Source organism: Paenibacillus sp. fava2, assembly GCF_058313675.1.
Genome location: NZ_CM177755.1, coordinates 268,738 through 289,823 on the forward strand (window position 1 = coordinate 268,738; position 21,086 = coordinate 289,823).

A 21,086-nucleotide genomic window follows, 5' to 3' on the forward strand; every position below is an offset into this window, starting at 1 on the left:
GTGGATGGTGTCCTTTTTTATGCGTTGTCTTGCGGTGAATGGCCGCCGCATGATTGTGTTAAAACACAATCATGGCAGATAATGTTTTTCTTTTTACCCAAAATGCAATAGAAAACAGTATGTTATGATTCTTCACATAAGAGAATTACACAAGACGGGAGAGATTATCAATGATTATTGGCGTACCTAAAGAGATCAAGAATAACGAAAACCGCGTAGCCCTTACCCCTGCAGGTGTTGTCAGCCTGGTAGCTGAAGGCCATAAAGTACTGGTGGAAGCCGGAGCCGGAACGGGCAGCGGATTCCTGAACGAAGAATATGCTGCAGCCGGTGCCGAGCTGATTGCAGACGCAGCTGCGGTGTGGGCTGCCGCTGAAATGGTAATGAAGGTCAAAGAACCGCTGGAAAGCGAATACGGCTACTTCCGTCCGGGTCTAATCCTGTTCACATATCTCCACCTGGCTCCGGAGCCGGCACTTGCCGCTGCACTGAAAGAAAAGGGCGTATTCGCAATCGGCTATGAAACGGTAGTGGACGGCCGCACGCTGCCGCTGCTTACACCAATGAGCGAAGTGGCTGGCCGGATGTCCGTGCAGCTGGGGGCTCAGTTCCTGCAAAAGAACTACGGCGGACAAGGCATTCTGCTATCCGGTGTTCCCGGCGTCAGCAGAGGCAAGGTCAGCATTATCGGCGGTGGCGTAGTCGGGACAAATGCCGCGAAAATGGCGATCGGCCTCGGCGCCGAAGTAACGATTATTGACCTGAGTGCTGACAGACTGCGTCAGCTGGACGATATTTTCGGCTCGCAGATCAGCACGCTGATCTCCAACCCTTACAACATTGCCAAAGCCGCAGCTGAAGCCGACCTGCTGGTAGGTGCAGTACTGATTCCGGGCGCCAAAGCGCCGAAGCTGGTAACCGAAGAAATGGTTAAAGCGATGAAGCCGGGCTCGGTTATCGTCGATGTAGCCATCGACCAGGGCGGGATCGTCGAAACGATTGACCGTGTAACAACCCATGACAATCCGGTATTCGAGAAGCATGGCGTGCTGCACTATTCCGTAGCCAATATGCCGGGAGCTGTAGCCAAAACCTCGACCATTGCATTAACCAACGTAACCGTTCCGTATGCACTGCAAATAGCGAATAAAGGTGTGTTCCAGGCGATCGAGGACAATGCCGGCCTTAAGAGCGGCGTCAACGTAGCTAACGGCAAAATCACCTGCCAGGCCGTGGCGGAAGCTCTTGGGGAAGAGTACTTCACGGTAGAGCAAGCAGTAGAGCAGGAGTTCACTCTGATCTAGTATTGTGTTCAGCCTGAGCATAGAGAGAGAAGAAAGGCATACAGGAACCTATAAAGAGCAGAGGGGCCTAATACTTTTGTGGACCGGCGGATATCCGCCGGTTTTTTTTGTTGCGCAAAACCTCTTTGTAGCGGACAGGACGGCGGGATATTGAAGGAGGAGGGCGGTAAGTTTGCGAGCTGTGAGCTGCTAACGGACTGAAATGCTCTTAATTTTCCCGAAAAAAGCCCTTCGGCTGAGCCAACGGACCCTCAGACAGTATGCTAACAAGTTAACTTGCAGGCTGTAGCTACAATACCGGGAGGTGTTTTTTTACAAATAAACCCTCTACATGTCAGGTTTCCTCGCATAAATCTATAGCCAGCTGCCAATCTGAGTAATATAATGTAAACACCTATACGTATAAGATCCGGTATTCTTCAGGCTGGGGTGGGAACATTGACAGAAAAAGAGGCAGGGTTAGCGTTTGACCGTTTTTTTGACAGTATGGAATCTCTCGCGGATACCATCAGCGAATCGCTGCAGTCCCAGGTGACGATAGAGGATAGCAACCACCATGTCATCGGCTACAGCTCCCATCAGTTTGAGAGTGATCCGGCGCGCATCTCCACTATTATCGGCAAACGCGTGCCAAACACCGTTATCATCGGACTCCGCAAAAAGGGCGTTATGCATCAGCTTGAAAATACGGCGCATCCCATCCGCATTCCGGCGGTGATGGAGGTCGGCCTTGGTCCGCGTCTGGCCATGTGCGTCAAGCATCAGCAAGAGATTCTGGGTTATATCTGGGTCGTTGACCGCGGAAACCTCGCTGAAGGGTATGCCGAGGGGGTGGTGGAGAAGGCGGCAGGTATCGCCGGCCGTTATCTGCTGAAACAGCGCGGCTGGAAAAACAGGCAGGACAAGGCGTTCGAGGATTTTTTCTGGAAGCTGCTGACCTCGCATTATGACAATGAGCCGCGCATCCGGCAGGAGGCGGAGAGCTGGTCCATTCTGCTGCCGGAGAGCTATTACATCGGGGTAATCGAGAGTGACAAGGTGATCGGTGAAGCCTTTCTGCTGCGGCTGCGGCAGACGATGGATGCTTATGCCGGGCAGCGGCTGCTGTTTGTGACGGCCGAGCATAACCGGCTGATCCTGTTATTTTCGTTTGTTTTCCCGGTGGAGGAGACGGCGGTTCTGTCTTCGTTCGTACACAAGCTGCTTGCGGATATGAGCCGCAGTGAAGCCTGCAGGCTTGCAGCCGGATGCAGTCCCGGTTACCGGGAATACACCTCAGCCGCTGCGGCCTACCGTGAAGCCCTGGCAGTGCTGGAGATCAAAAAGCTGCTCCCTTACCATGCCCGCTGTCTGCTGCTCTACGACGAAATCGGTTTTTGGGCCCACATTCCGTCAATGATTGAACAAAAGCGCAGCCGGCCCCGCCGCAGTGCGTTGCTGGAGCCGGTTAAGGCGCATGACCGTGAGCACAAAAGCGATTTTCTTAAAACCATTGCGGTCTACCTCACCCTGGACGGGAACCTGAAGGAGGCTGCCGCATTTTTGCATATCCATACCAACACCCTGATGTACCGGCTGAACCGGATCGCCGAAATTACCGGAAGAAGCCTGAAGGAGACCGATTACCGGACATCGGTCTATCTGGATCTGCTTACGGAGGAGACGGCACAGGTGAACGGGTGGTTTCCGTTTATTAGTTGAAGTAGCTGATATCTCCTGACTTTTCGAAGTGATCCTTATCGGTTAATGCATCGAGATATCCCGTCAGCTGAAGGTGAAACTGCTCTATATCAAGGTGATCATTTCCTTCATACTCAGCTTTGGGAGCGAACACATTCAGTATGATTTCTTCATCTGGCTTAATGTTAAGCCTGTTGCCTTCTGCTTCGGCTTTAAAGTTATTTTCACTTGAGCCTGCTGCGCCCTTTATCGGATAGCTCAGGTATACATTGTTCTGAATGAGAACATAATTTGAGTTGTTTTTTAGCTTTAAGGAATATGAAATACCGTCCGGAGATTCAGACTTATGGTCAAGAGTGATTGTAATCTGATCTACCTCAGAGGTGTTAACGGGGGTTGTAGAAGCCGCACTGTCATCACAGGAAGTTGTAAGCACAAGTATAAACAACAGGACCATGTAATAATGAATCCGTTTCATCAATCTCACTCCTTAAGCTAGATATTTTTTGCCTTTGAATTTTTAGTAATATTCCTCAAAAGTAAAGGTGAAGATGAAAATCCCGTATTATTTTATTTTTCAAAACACTACGTAATGCATTCTTATAATTTAACAATCCGTCCCCATAAAATTTATCTCTGCCTGCTTCTCCAATGTCATCTGCACTATTTTCAATAATTTTGATTACACTGTCTGGTGTCAGAGAGGGGTCCACCTCCTTAAAAACAATAATCGCACTTGAAACAATTGCCGCTGAAGCGGATGTGCCATCCATAAAAGCCTGCTTTCCATTTATTTCTACAGGGATTTTTTCACCTGGAGCTGCTACTATAATATGATCATTATGGTTATTATTAGGTAAAAAATAATTCTCCTTATCTACACTTGTTACGGAAACTACACCTTCGTATGATGCGGGGTACTGGAGTTGAAAAGTTGAATCATTTCCGGTTGATGCGATAATTATCATATTACTTTTTAATGCTTTTGTTATAGCTGCCTTCAGACTAGGATCATCTTTGTAGACTCCAAGACTTATATTAAGTATGTCTATCTTTTTTTCTATGGCCAATTCGATTCCCGCAACAAGTGACCTAATACTTATGTCATTATCAGAGCCTACGTTGATTCCAACAATTTTCACATGCTTTTTTATTTCATTATTTGTACTTAGGAAGCTGCTCCGACAAATAATATTAGCAATAGCAGATCCGTGAATATCTGAAGTTCTGGAAGGAATGTTAATATTATAATTTTCTGTGCTGAAATTATCTTTATCAGGACAAGATTTTTGGAAATCCACAGAGGAGTCAATAATTCCAATAGAAATATGATGAAGATTAACTTTTTGGAGCTGTGAAAAATGTAAGAGGGGATAAGGATACTCAAGGTCGCTTTTTTCTACAACGACACTTTCCTTAATTTTGTAGTTCAAATATTCTATTCCCGAAAAAATTATTATTGGAATAATAGTTATTATTGCTACAGCAATTTTTATACTTTTTTTAAAAGTAAATTGAGACACTGAAATTATCCTTTCTTTTTATAAGGAATCTCAAAAGAATAAGCTGATTTATTCATTCATCAAGATATTTTGAAGTTGATGTTAGTACTGGCTTATCTAGAAAAAATCTAAGTGCCGAGAAGCCTGAAGACTTTTCGGCACTTAATAAAACTGTTGAAAATAAGTTATTTATCAAATGGGTTTGTAATAAGCTGCATAATCATGCTGAGCCACCAGGGACTCTCTTGTTATTGCATACTGTGTCCAGTTTTTACCGGCGCTTACACCGAATGAAACAACTCCAGCTAATGTAATGCCAACGCTACCCGATACCCCAAAAACAACTTGACTCTCTGCTTCGCACCAAGTGGTAGGATCAGCGCTATAATCAGTATCCGTTACATTAACGTATTTACCTGAATTTTGAATAGTAACCACTCCACTGCTGGATTGGCCATTATTAGAAGTGTTAATATGAACATGGTGGAAATTATTGGAAACCGTATAATTAACACCAATAAAATTTGAGGCATAGAAGCCTTGTCCGTAATTCTCCGTTAATGTATAAGTGTGATTGTATGTACCATCGTTTGAATAATATACACCACTTCCGACTTCAACTTGCCCTGGATAAGTGATATTTCCGTTACTTCTAACAGTATCATCGGTAATGAGATCTGTTCTTTCAAAAGTACTAACGGCCTGAATCCAGCTTCCATCTTCAAAATCGACGCGATAAGTGCTTTTCCCCGGATTTTCTTTTATTTCCTGCTCTATATCTGCAATTCTTTGGACTTGCGGAACTTCTTGAAGTGATTCAACAGTCGAAGTTAACGCATCAACAAGAAAATCTTTATCTTCATCCGAGATGCTGGACTGCAAAATTTCAGGATCCACAATTTGAACTTCACCATTAATAAGATCTACTTTTTGACCCGTTTCCCCCATTTTTTTCAAGATGGACTGAACCCGGACTAAGGACTCAGCATCTTTACTGGTTACACCGTTCTCGACCATCTTACTGTTTAAAACGTTCAATTCTAGAGCCTGTGTATCTTGAGGGTTTGGATTTGCCAAAGCTAAATTAGGAAGCATAAGAGTTGCTCCAAGTGCTGCAAGTACAACCGGTTTAAAATTTTTTTTCACATGATTTCCTCCTTAAGTTGTTATTTTCACTATTACTCTATTGCATTTCCACCGGAAAAAAAATTACGCACATGTATTATTTATAGTTTTTTTTGGGTCTTATACCATAAAAAGAATACTAGTCTATAAGATTAAGTAACTGTAGAAATAACATTAAAATCAGCGATGCCCTGGAGTGTACATTAAATTTATGGTTAATGTTGTTAATGTGTTTTCTGACGGTGTTCTCACTGATAAATAGCAATTTACTTATTTCTTTGTAGTCTAAATCTAAAATCCAATAGTAGATTACTTCATGTTCTCTTTTGGAAAGACCGTACTTCTCTAATACTGATTTTAGTACGTTTAATTTCTCAAAAAGCTCTTCTGCTTTCATAATTCACCTGCTAATGGAAGAATTTTTAAAATTATATCCAAAAATTATAATTAATTCCTGATTTATGATCTTATCAAATAGTACATCTATCAGGTCTAAATGAACAGCGTTTTAGTAGCGTTTTTTTAAGGTGCTAAGAAAATAACCCGGGTATTTTCGCACCAACCGGAGTCCTGACACGTACACTAACCTATATTCTGTGAAGGAATCAGGAAAGGGGCTGACAGAATGGGGTTAGGCTATGGCTCACCCGGCGGTTCGAGCTTTGAGCAGCAGATGCGGGCAGAGATAATAGAGGCGGCAAATTTAATGAGTGTGGGCAAAACCGATTTCTCCAATTTTAAAAACTCCCGCTGCAATCCACAGTATTGGAACCGTACGGCTGGCGGAGGATTTGAATTGAAAGCGGGAGTGCGCCCTTCGGCGGCGATTAACGATATTTTTGTGAACGGTCAGCTGTATGCGTTTGAATGCGCAATGGCGATGGTGATGATTCTTTACAAAGCGACCATTGCTTCAATCGGGGCAGAGGCGTTTGACCGCTATTTTACAGATCTTTATTTGTGGGACTGGAATTATGACAGCAATCTGCAGCTGATCACCACATTCAACAAGTTTGAGATGAGGGCGGGGGATGTTGTGTACTTCAAAAATCCTGACCATGACCCGGAGCTGCCGGAGTGGCAGGGTGAAAATGCCATTATGCTTGGCGCGGACCGCTACTACGGACATGGACTGGGCATTAAGAGTGCTGAGGAAATGATCGCTGCTCTTAACAGGAAAAGAGTGCCGGGCAGCCGGACGTCTGCTTATTTGACAGATGAGGCGCTGCACCCGAACTTTGACTATATCAGCGGACTTGCGGCGAGAAGCAGTGTGCCGGTAGCAAAGGGGCACAGCGGGAAAAATTCGGTGTTTTCGAGAATTGGCGTGCGGACCTACATTTATAAGTAGCGGGTCAGGCAACGGCCGGTGATTAAATAAATATTGTGCAAAAAAAGGACTGTTCGTAAGCTGCGGCTGGAACAGTTTTTTTGTGCGCTTCAGCCTGATTTGCCGGGAGGGCCGCTGATATGTCCACACCGAACAAACCGGCCGGAATATTACTATATAAATCACTCAGCCGGCCGCCGCCGGTTAAGTCGTCCAAGCTGTGGAACGGGCGGCCGTAAGCGGCAGGGAGGCTGGGAGAGGGAGGAGTGGCCGGAAGCTGGCGCGGCAGTATGCCCCGTCCTGCGTACAAAGCCATTCTATTGCTATGTAGTGAACGGTAAAGATTCATAATCTAAAATGGGGAAGTGGTGTTGGAATGAGCTTTTTATCAACCGGCCCGATCGAAAATAACCCGGTCGGCGGGGTAAGACCGACTCAGCAGGTGACCATAAGAATAGACAACCGGAGCGCCACCAATGCATCGACAGTGTCAATTCAGGGTTATTACATGAGCGGCGGAACACGGATTCTGTATGTCAGCGAGGCGCTTAATATTGCTGTAAATCAGGTAGTCACTGTTAATTATTTTGCCGATCTGGATGCGTTTGAATTTACCTTTACTACGCCTGCCGAATCTCCGGCAAACGATCCTGTGCAGATTTCACTGTGGGGAAAAAGCAGCACCGGCCAGCTGGTAGCCGCACACCGTCTGGTATCTGCCGAACTGCTCGGTGAAGCTGCGGGAATTACCGGACCTGCCGGTGCAACCGGGGTAACTGGAGAGACGGGTGCAACCGGAGCAACGGGTGCAACGGGTGTCGGTGTGACCGGGGAGACGGGAGCGACCGGGGTAACGGGAGCAACCGGGGTAACTGGAGCGACTGGAGAGACGGGTGCGATAGGAGCCACAGGTGCAACAGGTGCTGGTGTGACTGGGGAGACGGGAGCAACTGGAGTAACGGGAGCGACCGGAGAGACAGGTGCGACAGGAGCCACAGGTGCAACAGGTGCTGGGGTGACCGGGGAGACGGGAGCGACCGGGGTAACGGGAGCGACTGGAGAGACAGGTGCGACAGGAGCCACAGGTGCAACGGGTGCTGGTGTGACTGGGGTGACGGGAGCAACCGGGTTGACAGGAGCGACTGGTGTAACGGGTGCGACCGGAGAGACAGGAGCGACCGGGGTAACGGGAGCGACTGGAGAGACAGGTGCGACAGGAGCCACAGGTGCAACAGGTGCCGGAGTGACCGGGGTAACGGGAGCAACTGGAGTAACGGGAGCGACCGGAGCGACGGGTGCAACGGGTGCAACAGGTGCAACAGGTGCTGGTGTGACCGGGGTAACGGGAGCAACTGGAGTAACGGGAGCGACTGGAGAGACGGGTGCGACAGGAGCCACGGGGGCAACAGGTGCTGGGGTGACCGGGGAGACGGGAGCAACCGGGGTAACCGGGGTAACTGGAGAGACGGGTGCAACGGGTGCAACAGGTGCAACAGGTGCTGGTGTGACCGGGGTAACGGGAGCAACTGGAGTAACGGGAGCGACCGGAGAGACGGGTGCAACGGGTGCAACAGGTGCAACGGGTGTGGGTGTGACCGGGGAGACGGGAGCAACTGGAGTAACGGGAGCAACCGGGATAACTGGAGCGACTGGAGAGACGGGTGCGACAGGAGCCACAGGGGCAACAGGTGCTGGGGTGACCGGGGAGACGGGAACAACCGGGGTAACGGGAGCAACTGGAGTAACGGGTGCGACCGGAGAGACAGGAGCAACCGGGTTGACGGGTGCGACGGGTGTAACGGGCGCGACTGGAGAGACAGGAGCAACCGGGGTAACGGGAGCGACTGGTGTAACTGGTGCGACCGGAGAGACAGGGGCAACCGGGCTGACAGGTGCGACTGGTGTAACCGGCGCGACTGGAGAGACAGGGGCAACCGGGTTGACGGGTGCGACTGGTGTAACCGGCGCGACTGGAGAGACAGGAGCAACCGGGCTGACAGGTGCGACTGGTGTAACCGGCGCGACTGGGGAGACGGGAGCAACCGGGCTGACAGGTGCGACTGGTGTAACCGGCGCGACTGGAGAGACAGGAGCAACCGGGTTGACAGGTGCGACTGGTGTAACCGGCGCGACTGGAGAGACAGGAGCAACCGGGTTGACAGGTGCGACTGGTGTAACGGGTGCGACCGGAGAGACAGGAGCAACCGGGTTGACGGGTGCGACGGGTGTAACGGGCGCGACTGGAGAGACAGGAGCAACCGGGCTGACAGGTGCGACTGGTGTAACGGGTGCGACCGGAGAGACAGGAGCAACCGGGGTAACGGGAGCGACTGGTGTAACGGGTGCGACCGGAGAGACAGGAGCAACCGGGTTGACGGGAGCAACCGGGCTGACAGGTGCGACGGGTGTAACGGGTGCGACCGGAGAGACAGGGGCAACCGGGTTGACGGGTGCAACTGGGGAGACAGGAGCAACCGGGCTGACAGGTGCGACGGGTGTAACCGGCGCGACCGGAGAGACAGGGGCAACCGGGGCAATCGGGTTGACGGGTGCGACGGGTGCAACAGGTGTTACCGGGGTAACCGGAGCCACGGGAGCAGGGGTGGCCACAGAAGGATTCTCGGCATTTTTGCCTACATTCTCTGCAGCCACAAGTACTCAGCTTACAGGCTGGACTGTAACGACACCTTATTATGACAGTGCCACTTTCAATGAGGTGACGGGTAACTATACCGTTCCTGTAACCGGCCGGTACTCTTTTGAGGCAACCATCAACTATGCAACGACTGCGGCTATTACAATCTCTTTAGGCGCAGGCACGAATCCGGCTTTTGTAATCCGGAGAACCTCCCCGTCCACAACCGACCTGGTAAGCGGACTGTTCCCGCTGCTTAATGTCAACGTAGCCCTTGTTTTAACACTGAGAACAATTCTGGGCAATGGCACGGTCACACTGACAGGTGACTTTTTGCTGAATGCCGGCGATGTAATCGGGCTGTTCTATGAAGCAGACGGCCTGACGGTTCCGCTGGATCTGGGCGGCGACTCTTCGGGTATTGTCTGGTCTGTTGTCCGGCTGACTTAATGTCCTTCATGTCCGGAAACAGCTGAATAGCAAAAAGAGCTGGTTCCCGGGAGCAATCCCGGAGCCGGCTCTTTTACACTTTTAGCATGATAAAGTTAGCTTGAAAGCTCTACAAAATCCCCGCGGAACCGCTCATAATCGGCAGCCCGGCATTCCAGCAACAGCTTTGTTCCCTGCTCCTCGTAGCTGACCTCCTGGACATGGGCATGTTCATTAAAATAAGAGACGATGCTGCCGCGGTCATATGGAATCAGAATTTCGCACTGAATGTAATCATTGAACACATGTGAGCGGATCAGTCCCGTAAGCTCGGCAATCCCGCTGCTCTGTTTAGCGGACAAAGTAACCGAGTCGCCCTCAACAGCCGGATATGCACGCCCGGTCAGGTCTGCTTTGTTGTAGGCATACACGGTAGGGATGCCGTCAGCCCCCAGCGCCTTCAGCGTTTCGGTGGTGACCGCCATATGCTGCTCATGCTGCGGATCTGAAGCGTCTACAACATGGATCAGCAGGTCAGCTTCGGTTACCTCCTCCAGGGTAGAGCGGAATGCCTTGACCAGATGATGGGGCAGCTGGCTGACAAAGCCTACCGTATCGGTTAACAGGAAGGTTTTGTGGTCAGGCAGCCTGATGCTGCGCACCGAAGTTTCCAGAGTGGCGAACAGCATATTTTTGGCAAAAACCTGTTTATTGGAGCCGGGATGATAAGTCTCAACCACAGCATTCAGCAGGCTGGACTTGCCAGCATTGGTATAACCGACGAGACAGACCACCGGCACCTCATTTTTGTGGCGCTGTTTCCGCTGGATCTGACGCCGTTCAACCTGAGCCTGCAGCTCTGTCTGCAGTGCGGTAATCCGCTCCTCGATTCTTCTGCGGTCGAGCTCCAGCTTCGTTTCACCGGCACCTCTGTTCTTCAGGCCCGATCCGCCGCCCTGGCGGCCCAGTGATTCGCGCATGCCCGTCAGCCGGGGGAGCATATACTGCAGCTGGGCAACTTCGACCTGCAGCTGCGCCTCCTTTGTTTTGGCCCGGTCGGCAAAGATGTTGAGGATCAGAATGGTCCGGTCAATAACCTGGCGGTCAAGCGATGACTCCAGATTGCGGATTTGGGAAGGCGTCAGCTCATCGTTAAAAATAATAACGGTGTCCTCATCCTGCACCATCGCGGCCAGCTCCTGGATTTTACCGGTGCCCAGGTAGTGGGAAGGATTAATCCGGCTGGCCTTCTGGCTCAGTTCGCCAATTACGTTAATATTGCAGGCAGCGGCCAGATTGCGCAGCTCCTCTATGGAATAAGCAAAGTTTGTATCATTCTGCAGCTGTATCCCGACAATAATCGCTTGTTGTTTAGTGGTTTCCATATGGTGAACAACCTCCTGAGATTTTAAAAATAGAGTAAAGACAGGCAAAGGACAGGTAGGCTGCGGTCTAACCGACATGAAAAAGCACAGGCGTTATCTGCCTGTGCTTGCAATTGAGGTAACAGAATAGACCAGAGGTAACATGCCGCGTACGCACGTTACCTGCCAGCAGGTACACTCTACAGCTGGAATGATCAGGAGCAGCCGATAACGGTATTTCCGTTATGACGAACCGGCTGGATCAAAAGCTATAGAGAGCGATTTCTAAAGGCGCAGGCTGCTTCCGGCCGTAACAACGGTCAGCCTGCATACATTATGGGTTGCCTTTAAAAATGGATAGACCTATCCTGAGACCTCTGCACATGGGCAGAACTTTAGCGCTATTCATATCTGATTAGCCGCGCAAAGTACGAATCCGGATAAAATCTATCACATTCATTTGCAACCCTCCGTTCCTAAAAGTTGAATTAAGCTTAGCATATCCGTCATTTTTTGGCAAACAGACTTACGGTTATAGGACTAATCCAGAAACTTCTAAACTTGTCTGCATAGTATATAGAATCTGAGGTTATCTGGAGAGGAGGAAAGCGGAATGCCTGTATTAACTTCGAATACGCTGACAAGCAATTCCATACCCGGCCTGGGCCCGATAAGCCAGGCTGTTATCAAAGTGGTCAACAACGGTACGTCCAGAGCCGTAGTTTATTTGACAGGCCTGAACAATGATGTGAGTCCGGGCACGCTGTTTGTTCAGGAATTGTTTGAACTGGATTACGAGGAAGTTATCAGCAGAACCTATAATATTGTGCAGGATTTTTTTCAATTTAATCTGGTGTATTCCCAGGAGAATGTACATGTCCAAATTTTTCTGATCGACAGCGCGGGCACCTATTACCCGGTTAAGCTGACACGAACTGCGGTAAGCCGGATCACCTCGGAGTTCCGTGACAATATATCACTGACGGCCACTGATTTTGCTGCGATCAGCTTCCGCAGGAGCGGGTTAACGGCAATACCTGAGGCGGTTGCAGCTGAGCTAAGAGCAGACAGCCTGGAGATCCTCGCTTCCACGCCGATCCGCTACCAGCTGGTGGCAGGAGGTACGGTCAACGGCAGCTTTGTCAATTTCCCGACCCCGACCACCGCAATTCCTGCAGCCGGAACTGCATTGCAGGTCAATTATACCTGTACGGCAGTAACGGGCGGGAGGGTGATTACACAGGGGATCGGGTCGGGTATTGCCGGTGCGTACCAGAATGTTTCGGTGAATCTGCTGAGCCAGCTGCTGCTCTACGATCTGCAGGAAGAGCCGGTAACGCTTGTCATCAGTTCGCTTGCCGGTGAGGACAATGTGGCTGCTACGTTTAGAATGTCAGAGCAGTGGTGAGGAGTTGTATAGTACAAGTACAGCTTTAAGAAGGATTATCAAGTAAGCCGGAGATGTCTGCGGCATTGTAGTTGTCGTTGTCTACTTTCCAGGTGCCTCCGGTTTTTATAAGCTGGATCGTCCCTTCCAGAGTCAATTTATCTGACGCGGCGTTTCCGAAGCGGAGAGTGCCGGTATAGGTGAGCTCGACAGATGCTTCCGTGATATTCATTTCTGTAAAGCTTATGAAGGTGATCCGGAGATTGTGCTGTTTAAGAAAAGAGAGCCTGGGAGCCGGAGAATATTCCTTGCTGTTTCCCGGCGCATCGAAAAATGCCGCTGTAGTCAAGCTGCGGATTTCGTCCGTTTTTGCCTGCTCCTGTGCTGTGATTTCCTCCTGCGCAGCCGGAAGATCAGCTTCAAGTTCAGCCTTCTTGTAGGTACTGGCTACGCTCATTGCCTCGGTCACATTGTTGCTAACGGCAGCAGGTTCCTGATTGGAACAGGCAGAGATTAGTATTAAACATACAATTACGAATGCGTTAAGGATAAGTGTATTCAGCCGCATTTTAGGTCCTCATTTCCCGGGAAACTATTCACTTACAATTCCAATATTATACACTATGGAAATGGAAAAGACGGCCCGTCGTGGACCGTCTTTTTTGAAATATTCGGGCTTATGCTGTTACGTGCCCGGCTGATTCATTAATAACCATCTGGCTTAACTGCGCTTTATACAACTAAAACACCGATTTTCCTCTCTGATGCCCGTTTAACTGTATTTCGTACAATTAAAAAGCCGAAAAAGGGCTGTTTCAGTCATTTCAGACAGATTTAATTGCACAAACTACATTTATAGGTCCCCCGGTGCTTATCGTGGCCGTTTTTAAGTGTACAAAATGCAACTATCCGGTTTGTGTGGCGGTGGCGGGGTAAGATGGGTAAGATGACCTGTTAAAAAGACTCCTGTTATACATCCAGAGCATCCGCTGCCCGGCACCTCTGTATAATAATCAGCTCACCCATTCCCGCCGAAGCGTGAACAAATCCTTCAGCGCATCATTGTTCAGCTCGGTAATCCAGTTCTCGGAGCCCGAGATGACATCATCGCTGAGCTGCTGCTTGCTCTCCAGCATCTCGTCAATGCGCTCCTCCAGCGTGCCGAGCGAGATGAATTTATGCACCTGTACATCTTTGGTCTGGCCCATCCGGTAGGCGCGGTCCGTGGCCTGATTCTCTACGGCCGGATTCCACCAGCGGTCGAAGTGGAACACGTGATTGGCTGCCGTCAGGTTGAGGCCTACCCCGCCCGCCTTGAGTGAAAGAATGAATACATTCGGCTGATCCGCAGCAGGCGGAGCTCCGTCCGGCGGAGCCGGAGTCTGAAACAGCTCAATCATGCGGTCGCGGGCCTGCTTGGAGGTGCTGCCGTTTAAGTACAGCACCGGCTCCTTCAGCTCCTGCTGAAGCACGGACTGGAGCATCTGCCCCATGCCGACATATTGGGTAAAGATCAGGCAGCGCTCATTCTCTTCACGCAGCTCCCGTACCATCGCGAGCAGCCGCTCCAGCTTGGAGGAGCGCTCGATCAGGGTAGCGGCATCCAGACCATCCTCTGCCTCCGGAAGAGCTTCCTTTGTCAGAAGCACCGGATGATCGCAGAGCTGCTTGAGGCTGGTCAGTGCAGCAAGAATAGCCCCTTTGCGCTCGATTCCTTCCAGCTTGTTCATTTTCTCCAGCAGTCCGGTCACGTTCTGGTCATAAAGCGCCGCCTGCTCTGCTGTGAGATTGACATAGGTCTTCATTTCGTTTTTGTCCGGCAGATCCAGCTGGATGCTCGGGTCTTTCTTTTTGCGGCGCAGCATGAACGGCTTCACCAGCTTTTGCAGATCGGCCGTCCGCTCGGGATTCCGCTCCTTTTCGATCGCATTCGCGAACCGGTCCTGGAAGGACTTGGCCGTGCCCAGGTATCCCGGTGTGATGAAGTCGTAGATCGACCACAGCTCGGACAGCCGGTTCTCAATCGGTGTGCCGGTAAGGGCAATCCGGTGCAGCGCCGGGAAGCTGCGTACGGCTGCGGACTGCTTGGTCCCGGCATTCTTGATATTCTGCGCCTCATCTAGGCAGACGGCAGCCCAGGTGAACTGCTGGAGCAGCTCCTGGTCAAGTGCCGCTGTAGCATACGAGGTCAGGACCACATCAGCCTGGGATGCCGCGCCGTAGAAATACCCGGCGTTCAGCCGTCTGCCGCCATAGTGCAGCATAACGTTCAGGGAAGGGGCGAAGCGCTGCAGCTCCTTCTGCCAGTTGCCGAGCACGGACGTCGGGCAGATGATCAGCGCCGGCCAGCCCGGCGGATCGGTCTGCGGCCCGCCCGCATCCGGGCCGGCCTCCTTCATGTGTAGCAGATAGGAGATCAGCTGCACGGTTTTGCCGAGGCCCATGTCGTCGGCCAGGACAGCCCCGAGGCCGAAGCGTCGGAGGAAGGCCAGCCAGGCGAAGCCTTCGTGCTGGTAGCTGCGCAGCTCGGCCTGCAGCCCGGCCGGCACCGCCGGCCGCGGCCACTCGGCCCGCTGGCCGAGCTGGCCGATCAGCTGAACGAGCTGCTCGTTCAGCTCCACCTCCAGCCGCACGCGCGCTGCCTGCTGTCCGGCCTGCTCCGCTGCGGCTTCCGCACCGTCGTCCTCTTCGCCGCTGCCCAGCAGGTGCAGCTGCAGCACATCCTGGAAGGACAAGCCGTGCGACTTGTCCATCCCGGCCATGGCCCGCTGAATCTGGGCCAGCAGGGCGGGGTCAAGCGGGATCCACTTGCCCCGGAACTGCACAAGCCGCTCGCCGCGCGCGACCAGCTCGGCGAACTCCGCCTCCGAGAGGTCGGCGTCGCCGATCGAGATGCGCCAGTCGAAGTCGACCAGCGCATCCAGCCCGAACAGCGACCTGCCGCCGCCGCGGCTGCCTTCGCCGGAGCTGACCCGGGCGCGCAGGCGCGGCTTCCGGCGGCTGGCGGCCTCCCACCACGCCGGCAGCAGCACCTGCCAGCCGGCTTCCAGCAGCAGCCGGCTGTCCTGGTTCAGGAACCGCCACGCGAGCTCGTCGCTGAGCGGTTCCCCCAGCACATCGTCCCCGTGGCCGATGTGCCCGCCGGGCAGGCTCTCGCACAGCCGCGAGAGCCATCCGGGCGCCCGCTCGCGGACGTGGGCGTCCCACGGAGCGGGCCACTGGCCGTGCGGCTCACCGTCCGTGGTGAGCCGCAGCGGCACAAGCGCGGTTTCATCGCGCTTGTCCTGAAGCAGCAGCCGGAGCCGCCAGTAAGGCGACTCCTCATCCGGCTCGAGCAGCTGCAGCGCCGGCCGGAACGGCGCGGTGTCAGCCTTCCAGCCGATCGACATCAGCCAGCTCTCCTGGTCCAGGCCAAGGGCGGCAACGCCGCCTGCACTGAACAGCAGCGGGAATTCGCTGCGCAGATCGCCGGCTTCGGTCTCTGTGCCGTAATAGCGCTGGAAGACCGCTGCCGAGAAGGCGGCGCCAAGACCCGCCGCTAGACCCGGCCGTCCGGCCAGTCCCTCCAGCGCTGCTGCGAGCCCGCCGTTTTCTTCGGCCAGCAGCTGCAGCGCCTGCTGGTCCCAGCTCCACTGCAGCTGGCCCTCGCGGTAGGCGGTGAAGTCGGGTACATACCGCTTCTCTGCCAGCAGCACGGACACGGCCGGAGCCAGCTCGGTCAGCAGGGCGGCATCGCCCTGCCAGCTCCAGCCGACATGCGTGAGCAGCTGCAGTTCAGCGAAGAACGGGACCACCTGCTCGGCAGGCAGGACAACCAGATCCACGCCGTCTGCATTTTGGAGGGTCAGCTCTGTGCCATAGAAGGAGGCCTCATGCCAGGCGAACAGCATCTGCTTCAGCCGGACGCCGGGAACATATTCATTCCTGCCGTCAACGGCGTAAATCAGCGCATCGCCGTACCGGGTCAGGGCAAGCTGGACTGTAATATTTTGTATATGCTTGCTCATGGGATCAGCTTTCCTTTCCGCAGCTCTTCCTGCAGGGCGCGCAGCCTGCTGTTCCGGGAGGTGAAGGCATCCAGAAATGCCTCCCAGCGTGCGTCGCGCTTCAGTTTTTTATACAGCTTGGCCAGCCGCTTGATCAGCTTGACGGCGGATTTATAGCTGTGCCGGTTCTTCTCCAGGACGAACCGCTCCACAGCCTGGTGATAGAAGGGCAGCAGCAGCTCCGGCGCATTCTTCTCCAGCGGCTGGAGATCGCTGACACGGAAGTCGGCCGGCGTCTTGCCGGAGGCGAGCTGGTAATCCATCCATTCCTGATATCTGCCGTGCTGCAGCAGCAGCTCCTCGTAGATTTCCCGCGAGAGGGGCAGCATGGCGGCCAGGGTATCCCACATGAGCGGCTCCGTTTCCGGTACATGCCGCACTGCATCCATCCAGTGCCGGGCGTAATCGCCCAGGTTATATAACCGGCTTGTCAGCAGCGGGCCGGTCTCGGCGAGCCAGGCCGCAAGGCGTGACCACTGCCCGTCCTCACTTAGCGGGGCGAGGAAGCTGAGCAGCTCGTCAGGGTGAATACCGGGCCGTCCGGAGGCCTTGCGGAGCAGCTCCCATGCCGCCCGGTCATCGCCCAGCAGGAAGTACATCCGGCTCTCTGCCAGCAGCAGGGCCTGCCGGGATTGCGGGGCCTCAAGCTCTCCCTCCGCCTGGCGCAATGCCTCCAGCTCATCCAGGTAAAGAGCTGTACTGTCCGCATTAGGGGAGAGCCAGCGTCTCCACAAGAGGTCATAACAGGCCGAAAAATAAGGCTGTTCCCGCGTACGGTCCCGCCCCTCCGCCAGCATCTGCCGGCGCAGATAAGATAAGGTCTCAAGCACCCTCGGCCATTCTCCGGGCTCTGCCTGAAGCGGCAGCGGCTGCTGCATCAGCCCGGTGATGTCCGTCTGCAGCTCGGAAACGGCAATGGCCGTGTAATAGCCGAGTGAATAGCCCAGGCCGGCGTTGGCCGCTCCGGGCAGGACAGGCTGCAGCAGCTTCTCCAGGATAAATAGATGGGAATGCAGCCTGAACAGCCTGCCGGCAGCGGGTGAGAGCGGCGGCTGGGCTTCATGAATGGCAGTCAGTGCCCGGTTTGCATACTGGGGATTGCGCACCGCATGATCCAGCGGTGCCGCAAGCAGCTGCATATACTCATGCCACTGGGCTATGGTCGCTTCAGGAATCAGCCCGCTGAGCTTCTTCAGCAAGGCGCTGCGGCCCCCTTTATCAGACGGATCGGTTGCCGCCGCCTTGGGCCGGTTAGCTGTTGCCTTGGCATTTGCAAGGAGCGCAACCGACCGTCCCTGGGCATTTGCATAGTACATCAGCACCGCAGCGATATGCTTGCACAGCCCGTCTGCGGCGCAATCACAATAGCCGCCGGAGAATTTGTCCAGATTGATATAAACGCTGAAATCCTGCCCGTCCTCAACCACTGCGCGCATTTTGCGGGGTTCGCTGATCGAGAAGGTCTGAACGCGCTTTTGCTTGAAATATTGAAATCCCCGTTTCAGGGTCAAATCATCGAAATAATGGGCCGCATCTGAAATAAGCTTCTCCCATTCGGCCTCATCCAGAACATAATTTGGCTGCATCACAATTGGTCTCCTGTAGGCAAAAATGTGTTGTTCAATTTGTTCCCTCCATTATACCATCTCTACGAGAGTTGCCTGTTATCTTTCACGTACCTTTTACAGAGTGCTAATATGTATATTTTTCAATAATTAAAGCGAATCTATGACAATTTAATTTAAATTTTTAAAAAAAAGATACCGGATATGACATGCCCCATATTGCAGCAGGGCCATCCATGCTACTCTAAGGTTCTGAAACTTAAGGGAACTAGCGGAAGGATGAAGCTGTAACGATGCTGAGATTCAAACTGAAGTACCTGCTGAACAACAAACAGAACCGGCTGATTCTGTTCTTAACCATAAGTGTCTCACTCTCTATAACCCTGATCGGCTTGTTCTCCTACCGGGAATACCGCCAGGCGCTTGATACGGAGCTGAACACGCCGAACGTCGAGCTGCTGCAGATTAATGTGGATGTGACGAACCGGGCGTTCCGGGAGGCGGACAACAAAGCGGTCGATCTCTCTTTTAATCCGGCCGTGCTGGCGTTTCTGTCTGCAGATGCGGATCATGCGGCGGAAGCGGCTTCGCAGCCGCAGAATGTGCTGAAGGCGCTGGTGTCGGAGCCGGACATTTATGCAATCAGCGTCATTAATTTTCAGGAACACTCTGTAGTGTCAAGCCGGTATGGCTACAAATCCGACTGGGAGGAAGCGCCGGAGCATGACTGGAGCGGATGGCTGGAGGAAATTAAGGAGAAGCCGCTTCTGATTAAAAGAAGGCTCTACACCGGTTCCGATACACAGCTGAGCAATACGGAGCTGCTCTCCCTGGCCCGTCCGGTTGTCCGGGGCGGGAATGTTACCGGGGCGGTGCTGATCGACCTCGATTACGATACGCTTTTCTCCAAAATGTACACCCATTTATCCAGCTACCAGTTTGTATACAATCTGGAGGGTGAGCTGATCTATCCCAAGATTAATCTTCCTGTACCGCTTGAGGAAATGAAGGATGTGCTGACGGAGATTGATGTAAGCCCGTTTGCCCATGTCAAAATAAACGGCCAGGCTTATATGGCCAACCAGGCCTTCTCCAATGTCACCGGCTGGCGCCTTGTTTCGCTGGTTCCGATGGAACAGCTGCTGAAGAATGTAACGACAGCCCGCAATATGATGCTGATGCTGTCGCTGATCTCGATAGCCGTCGGCTGGTCTGCGATCTACTATTATAACTTTGCCGCCTTCCGGCCGCTCAAACGGATTAACAGGCTGCTTAGCCCGGAGCAAAAAGGGGCGGGACACGGCAATCTCTACGATCTGGAGCCTGTCATCAGCAAGCTGGTCGGCGAGTTCCGGAGCAAATCGCTGGTGGCTGACTGGAGTCTCCCGGAGCTGCGCTCCAAATTCCTCGGTGATCTGATTACCCGGAATATGGGCAAGCAGGAGACCGGGACGAAATGGGAGCATTATTTTGCCGGCTGGCAGCAGGGGCCTTTTGAGATACTGGTCATTTCCATCGACCGCCATTCACAGTGGGTGGCTGCTTATACAGAGGAAGACCAGCAGCTGCTCAAGTATGCGATGAACAATATGGTATCCGAATTCTTCAGTTCATCCTGGCGGACGGTGACGGCATCACCGCGCAAGGATAGCCTGGTTCTGCTGCTTCAGTCCGCCGAAGGGGAGAATGCGCGGAGTCTGTACGAAGATACCCTGAAGCTGGTTGGCATTGTGTCCGATGTGCTGGGCATATCCGTGTCTGCCGGAATCGGTTCACAGGCAGCGAAGATCGGCCAGGCTGCCCGATCCTATACGGAGGCAGAGGCCGCTTTATCGTACCGTCTGTACGACGGATACGGGCGTGTCCGTCTCTATTCCGGGCTGGAGAATAAGCCTGATGAGAGCAGCACAGCAGCCGATGACACCTGGCAGCAGGAGGTGCTGCAGGCCCTCAAAAGCTCAGACGCCGCTACCGGGCGCCAGCGGGTGCACAGATGGGCGGCAGATGTACGCAAGAGAGGTCTTCAGCCGCAAAAAATGATCCGCCTGCTGGATGATCTGATGGAGGAAATTATCCGCATTGCCGCCGCAGGAGGACATGTTTTGCCTCCGGAGCTGGCTGACTATACCATTCACCAGGTATCTACACTCGATTTGACGGATATTGAAGAGATGCTGTGCCGTATCATTGATCAGATGGCTCATGCACTGGAAGTGCACCGGCAGTCCAAGGAGTATGTGCTGGTCCAGCAGCTGATTGCTTATATGGAGGAGCATCTGCAGCATAATATTGGCCTGCAGGATATCGCCGCCCATGTCAATCTGGGGGTCTCCTCGGTCAGCAACCTCTTCAAGGAAGAGACCGGAACGACCCTGTATGACTATTTGACCAGCCTTAGAATCGACAAAGCCTGTGAACTGCTGCAGGGCAGCAGCCTGAAGGTGGCTGAGATTGCCCAGCTTGTCGGCTATCAGAACGAGAACAGCTTTATCCGGGTCTTCCGCAAAAGCAAATCCATTACACCGGGCAAGTTCCGGGAGAACAGCAAATCTTCCAATCAGTATGCAGATCTGCCAAAACCGCATGGTTCCGGCATTTCTGACGATTCAAAATAAGATAATACGATTGCTGCATACCCTCTGAATGCTTTAAAGTTCTATCTGAGAAAACTTTCACATCCCCGCACGCTGCGGCTGATGTGCAAAACAATTCAGGGGGT

14 protein-coding genes are annotated in these 21,086 nt (G+C 52.8%); 6 read left to right on the forward strand and 8 right to left on the reverse strand.

Features of this window, described 5'->3' with window-relative positions; all coding sequences use genetic code 11:
- Positions 1-170: 170 nt before the first annotated feature.
- A complete protein-coding gene (ald, locus tag AC4G46_RS01235) occupies positions 171-1,304 on the forward strand; it encodes an alanine dehydrogenase (protein WP_491126328.1) in 1,134 nt (377 codons plus the stop codon).
- A gap of 438 nt (positions 1,305-1,742) precedes the next feature.
- Positions 1,743-3,005, forward strand: coding sequence for a PucR family transcriptional regulator (locus AC4G46_RS01240; RefSeq protein WP_491126329.1), 1,263 nt, complete (start codon positions 1,743-1,745; stop codon positions 3,003-3,005).
- On the opposite strand, the gene AC4G46_RS01245 is transcribed toward AC4G46_RS01240, so the two are convergent.
- The 4 genes from AC4G46_RS01245 to AC4G46_RS01260 form a co-directional block, all read right to left on the reverse strand.
- Positions 2,998-3,462, reverse strand: coding sequence for a hypothetical protein (locus tag AC4G46_RS01245; RefSeq protein WP_491126330.1), 465 nt, complete (start codon positions 3,460-3,462; stop codon positions 2,998-3,000). The genes AC4G46_RS01240 and AC4G46_RS01245 overlap by 8 nt on opposite strands.
- Positions 3,463-3,517: 55 nt before the next feature.
- Positions 3,518-4,507 (reverse strand): S8 family peptidase, encoded by a 990-nt coding sequence (locus tag AC4G46_RS01250; protein WP_491126331.1) that lies wholly within the window; start codon positions 4,505-4,507, stop codon positions 3,518-3,520.
- A 171-nt stretch (positions 4,508-4,678) separates the two neighbouring features.
- Positions 4,679-5,632, reverse strand: coding sequence for a hypothetical protein (locus AC4G46_RS01255; protein WP_491126332.1), 954 nt, complete (start codon positions 5,630-5,632; stop codon positions 4,679-4,681).
- A gap of 118 nt (positions 5,633-5,750) precedes the next feature.
- A complete protein-coding gene (locus AC4G46_RS01260) occupies positions 5,751-6,008 on the reverse strand; it encodes a helix-turn-helix transcriptional regulator (RefSeq protein ID WP_491126333.1) in 258 nt (85 codons plus the stop codon).
- Positions 6,009-6,236: 228 nt separating this feature from the next.
- On the opposite strand from AC4G46_RS01260, the gene AC4G46_RS01265 reads away from it, so the two are divergent.
- Both AC4G46_RS01265 and AC4G46_RS01270 read left to right on the forward strand, forming a co-directional pair.
- Positions 6,237-6,962 (forward strand): protein-glutamine gamma-glutamyltransferase, encoded by a 726-nt coding sequence (locus tag AC4G46_RS01265; protein ID WP_491126334.1) that lies wholly within the window; start codon positions 6,237-6,239, stop codon positions 6,960-6,962.
- A gap of 355 nt (positions 6,963-7,317) precedes the next feature.
- Complete coding sequence (locus AC4G46_RS01270) at positions 7,318-10,026, forward strand: beta strand repeat-containing protein (protein WP_491126335.1); 2,709 nt, start codon at positions 7,318-7,320, stop codon at positions 10,024-10,026.
- A 95-nt stretch (positions 10,027-10,121) separates the two neighbouring features.
- Here AC4G46_RS01270 and hflX read toward each other — a convergent pair whose 3' ends face one another.
- The gene (gene hflX, locus AC4G46_RS01275; RefSeq protein WP_491126336.1) at positions 10,122-11,390 is read right to left on the reverse strand and encodes a GTPase HflX; all 1,269 of its coding nucleotides are present in this window, start codon (positions 11,388-11,390) and stop codon (positions 10,122-10,124) included.
- A gap of 592 nt (positions 11,391-11,982) precedes the next feature.
- On the opposite strand from hflX, the gene AC4G46_RS01280 reads away from it, so the two are divergent.
- Positions 11,983-12,777 carry a hypothetical protein gene (locus tag AC4G46_RS01280; RefSeq protein WP_491126337.1) on the forward strand — a complete coding sequence of 265 codons (795 nt, stop codon included), beginning with the start codon at positions 11,983-11,985 and terminating at the stop codon, positions 12,775-12,777.
- 25 nt (positions 12,778-12,802) lie between these two features.
- Here the strand turns inward: AC4G46_RS01280 and AC4G46_RS01285 are convergent, their stop codons facing one another.
- From AC4G46_RS01285 to AC4G46_RS01295, 3 genes are all read right to left on the reverse strand, one after another.
- Positions 12,803-13,213, reverse strand: coding sequence for a hypothetical protein (locus AC4G46_RS01285; RefSeq protein WP_491126338.1), 411 nt, complete (start codon positions 13,211-13,213; stop codon positions 12,803-12,805).
- A 556-nt stretch (positions 13,214-13,769) separates the two neighbouring features.
- Positions 13,770-16,763: a DEAD/DEAH box helicase gene (locus tag AC4G46_RS01290; RefSeq protein WP_491126339.1), complete on the reverse strand. Its 2,994-nt coding sequence runs from the start codon at positions 16,761-16,763 to the stop codon at positions 13,770-13,772.
- The gene (locus AC4G46_RS01295; protein ID WP_491126340.1) at positions 16,760-18,391 is read right to left on the reverse strand and encodes an SWIM zinc finger family protein; all 1,632 of its coding nucleotides are present in this window, start codon (positions 18,389-18,391) and stop codon (positions 16,760-16,762) included. Before AC4G46_RS01295 ends, AC4G46_RS01290 begins: the two co-directional genes overlap by 4 nt.
- A 269-nt stretch (positions 18,392-18,660) precedes the next feature.
- On the opposite strand from AC4G46_RS01295, the gene AC4G46_RS01300 reads away from it, so the two are divergent.
- Positions 18,661-20,982 (forward strand): helix-turn-helix domain-containing protein, encoded by a 2,322-nt coding sequence (locus AC4G46_RS01300; RefSeq protein WP_491126341.1) that lies wholly within the window; start codon positions 18,661-18,663, stop codon positions 20,980-20,982.
- Positions 20,983-21,086 lie beyond the last annotated feature (104 nt).

What these genes read in the sequence shown, in the direction of transcription:
- AC4G46_RS01270 (WP_491126335.1), top strand. Translation starts at nt 7,318, where the DNA reads ATGAGCTTTTTATCAACCGGCCCGATCGAAAATAACCCGGTCGGCGGG.
- AC4G46_RS01245 (WP_491126330.1), bottom strand. Translation starts at nt 3,462, where the DNA reads ATGAAACGGATTCATTATTACATGGTCCTGTTGTTTATACTTGTGCTT.
- AC4G46_RS01265 (WP_491126334.1), top strand. Translation starts at nt 6,237, where the DNA reads ATGGGGTTAGGCTATGGCTCACCCGGCGGTTCGAGCTTTGAGCAGCAG.
- AC4G46_RS01285 (WP_491126338.1), bottom strand. Translation starts at nt 13,213, where the DNA reads ATGAGCGTAGCCAGTACCTACAAGAAGGCTGAACTTGAAGCTGATCTT.
- hflX (WP_491126336.1), bottom strand. Translation starts at nt 11,390, where the DNA reads ATGGAAACCACTAAACAACAAGCGATTATTGTCGGGATACAGCTGCAG.
- AC4G46_RS01280 (WP_491126337.1), top strand. Translation starts at nt 11,983, where the DNA reads ATGCCTGTATTAACTTCGAATACGCTGACAAGCAATTCCATACCCGGC.
- AC4G46_RS01260 (WP_491126333.1), bottom strand. Translation starts at nt 6,008, where the DNA reads ATGAAAGCAGAAGAGCTTTTTGAGAAATTAAACGTACTAAAATCAGTA.
- AC4G46_RS01300 (WP_491126341.1), top strand. Translation starts at nt 18,661, where the DNA reads ATGCTGAGATTCAAACTGAAGTACCTGCTGAACAACAAACAGAACCGG.
- AC4G46_RS01290 (WP_491126339.1), bottom strand. Translation starts at nt 16,763, where the DNA reads ATGAGCAAGCATATACAAAATATTACAGTCCAGCTTGCCCTGACCCGG.
- ald (WP_491126328.1), top strand. Translation starts at nt 171, where the DNA reads ATGATTATTGGCGTACCTAAAGAGATCAAGAATAACGAAAACCGCGTA.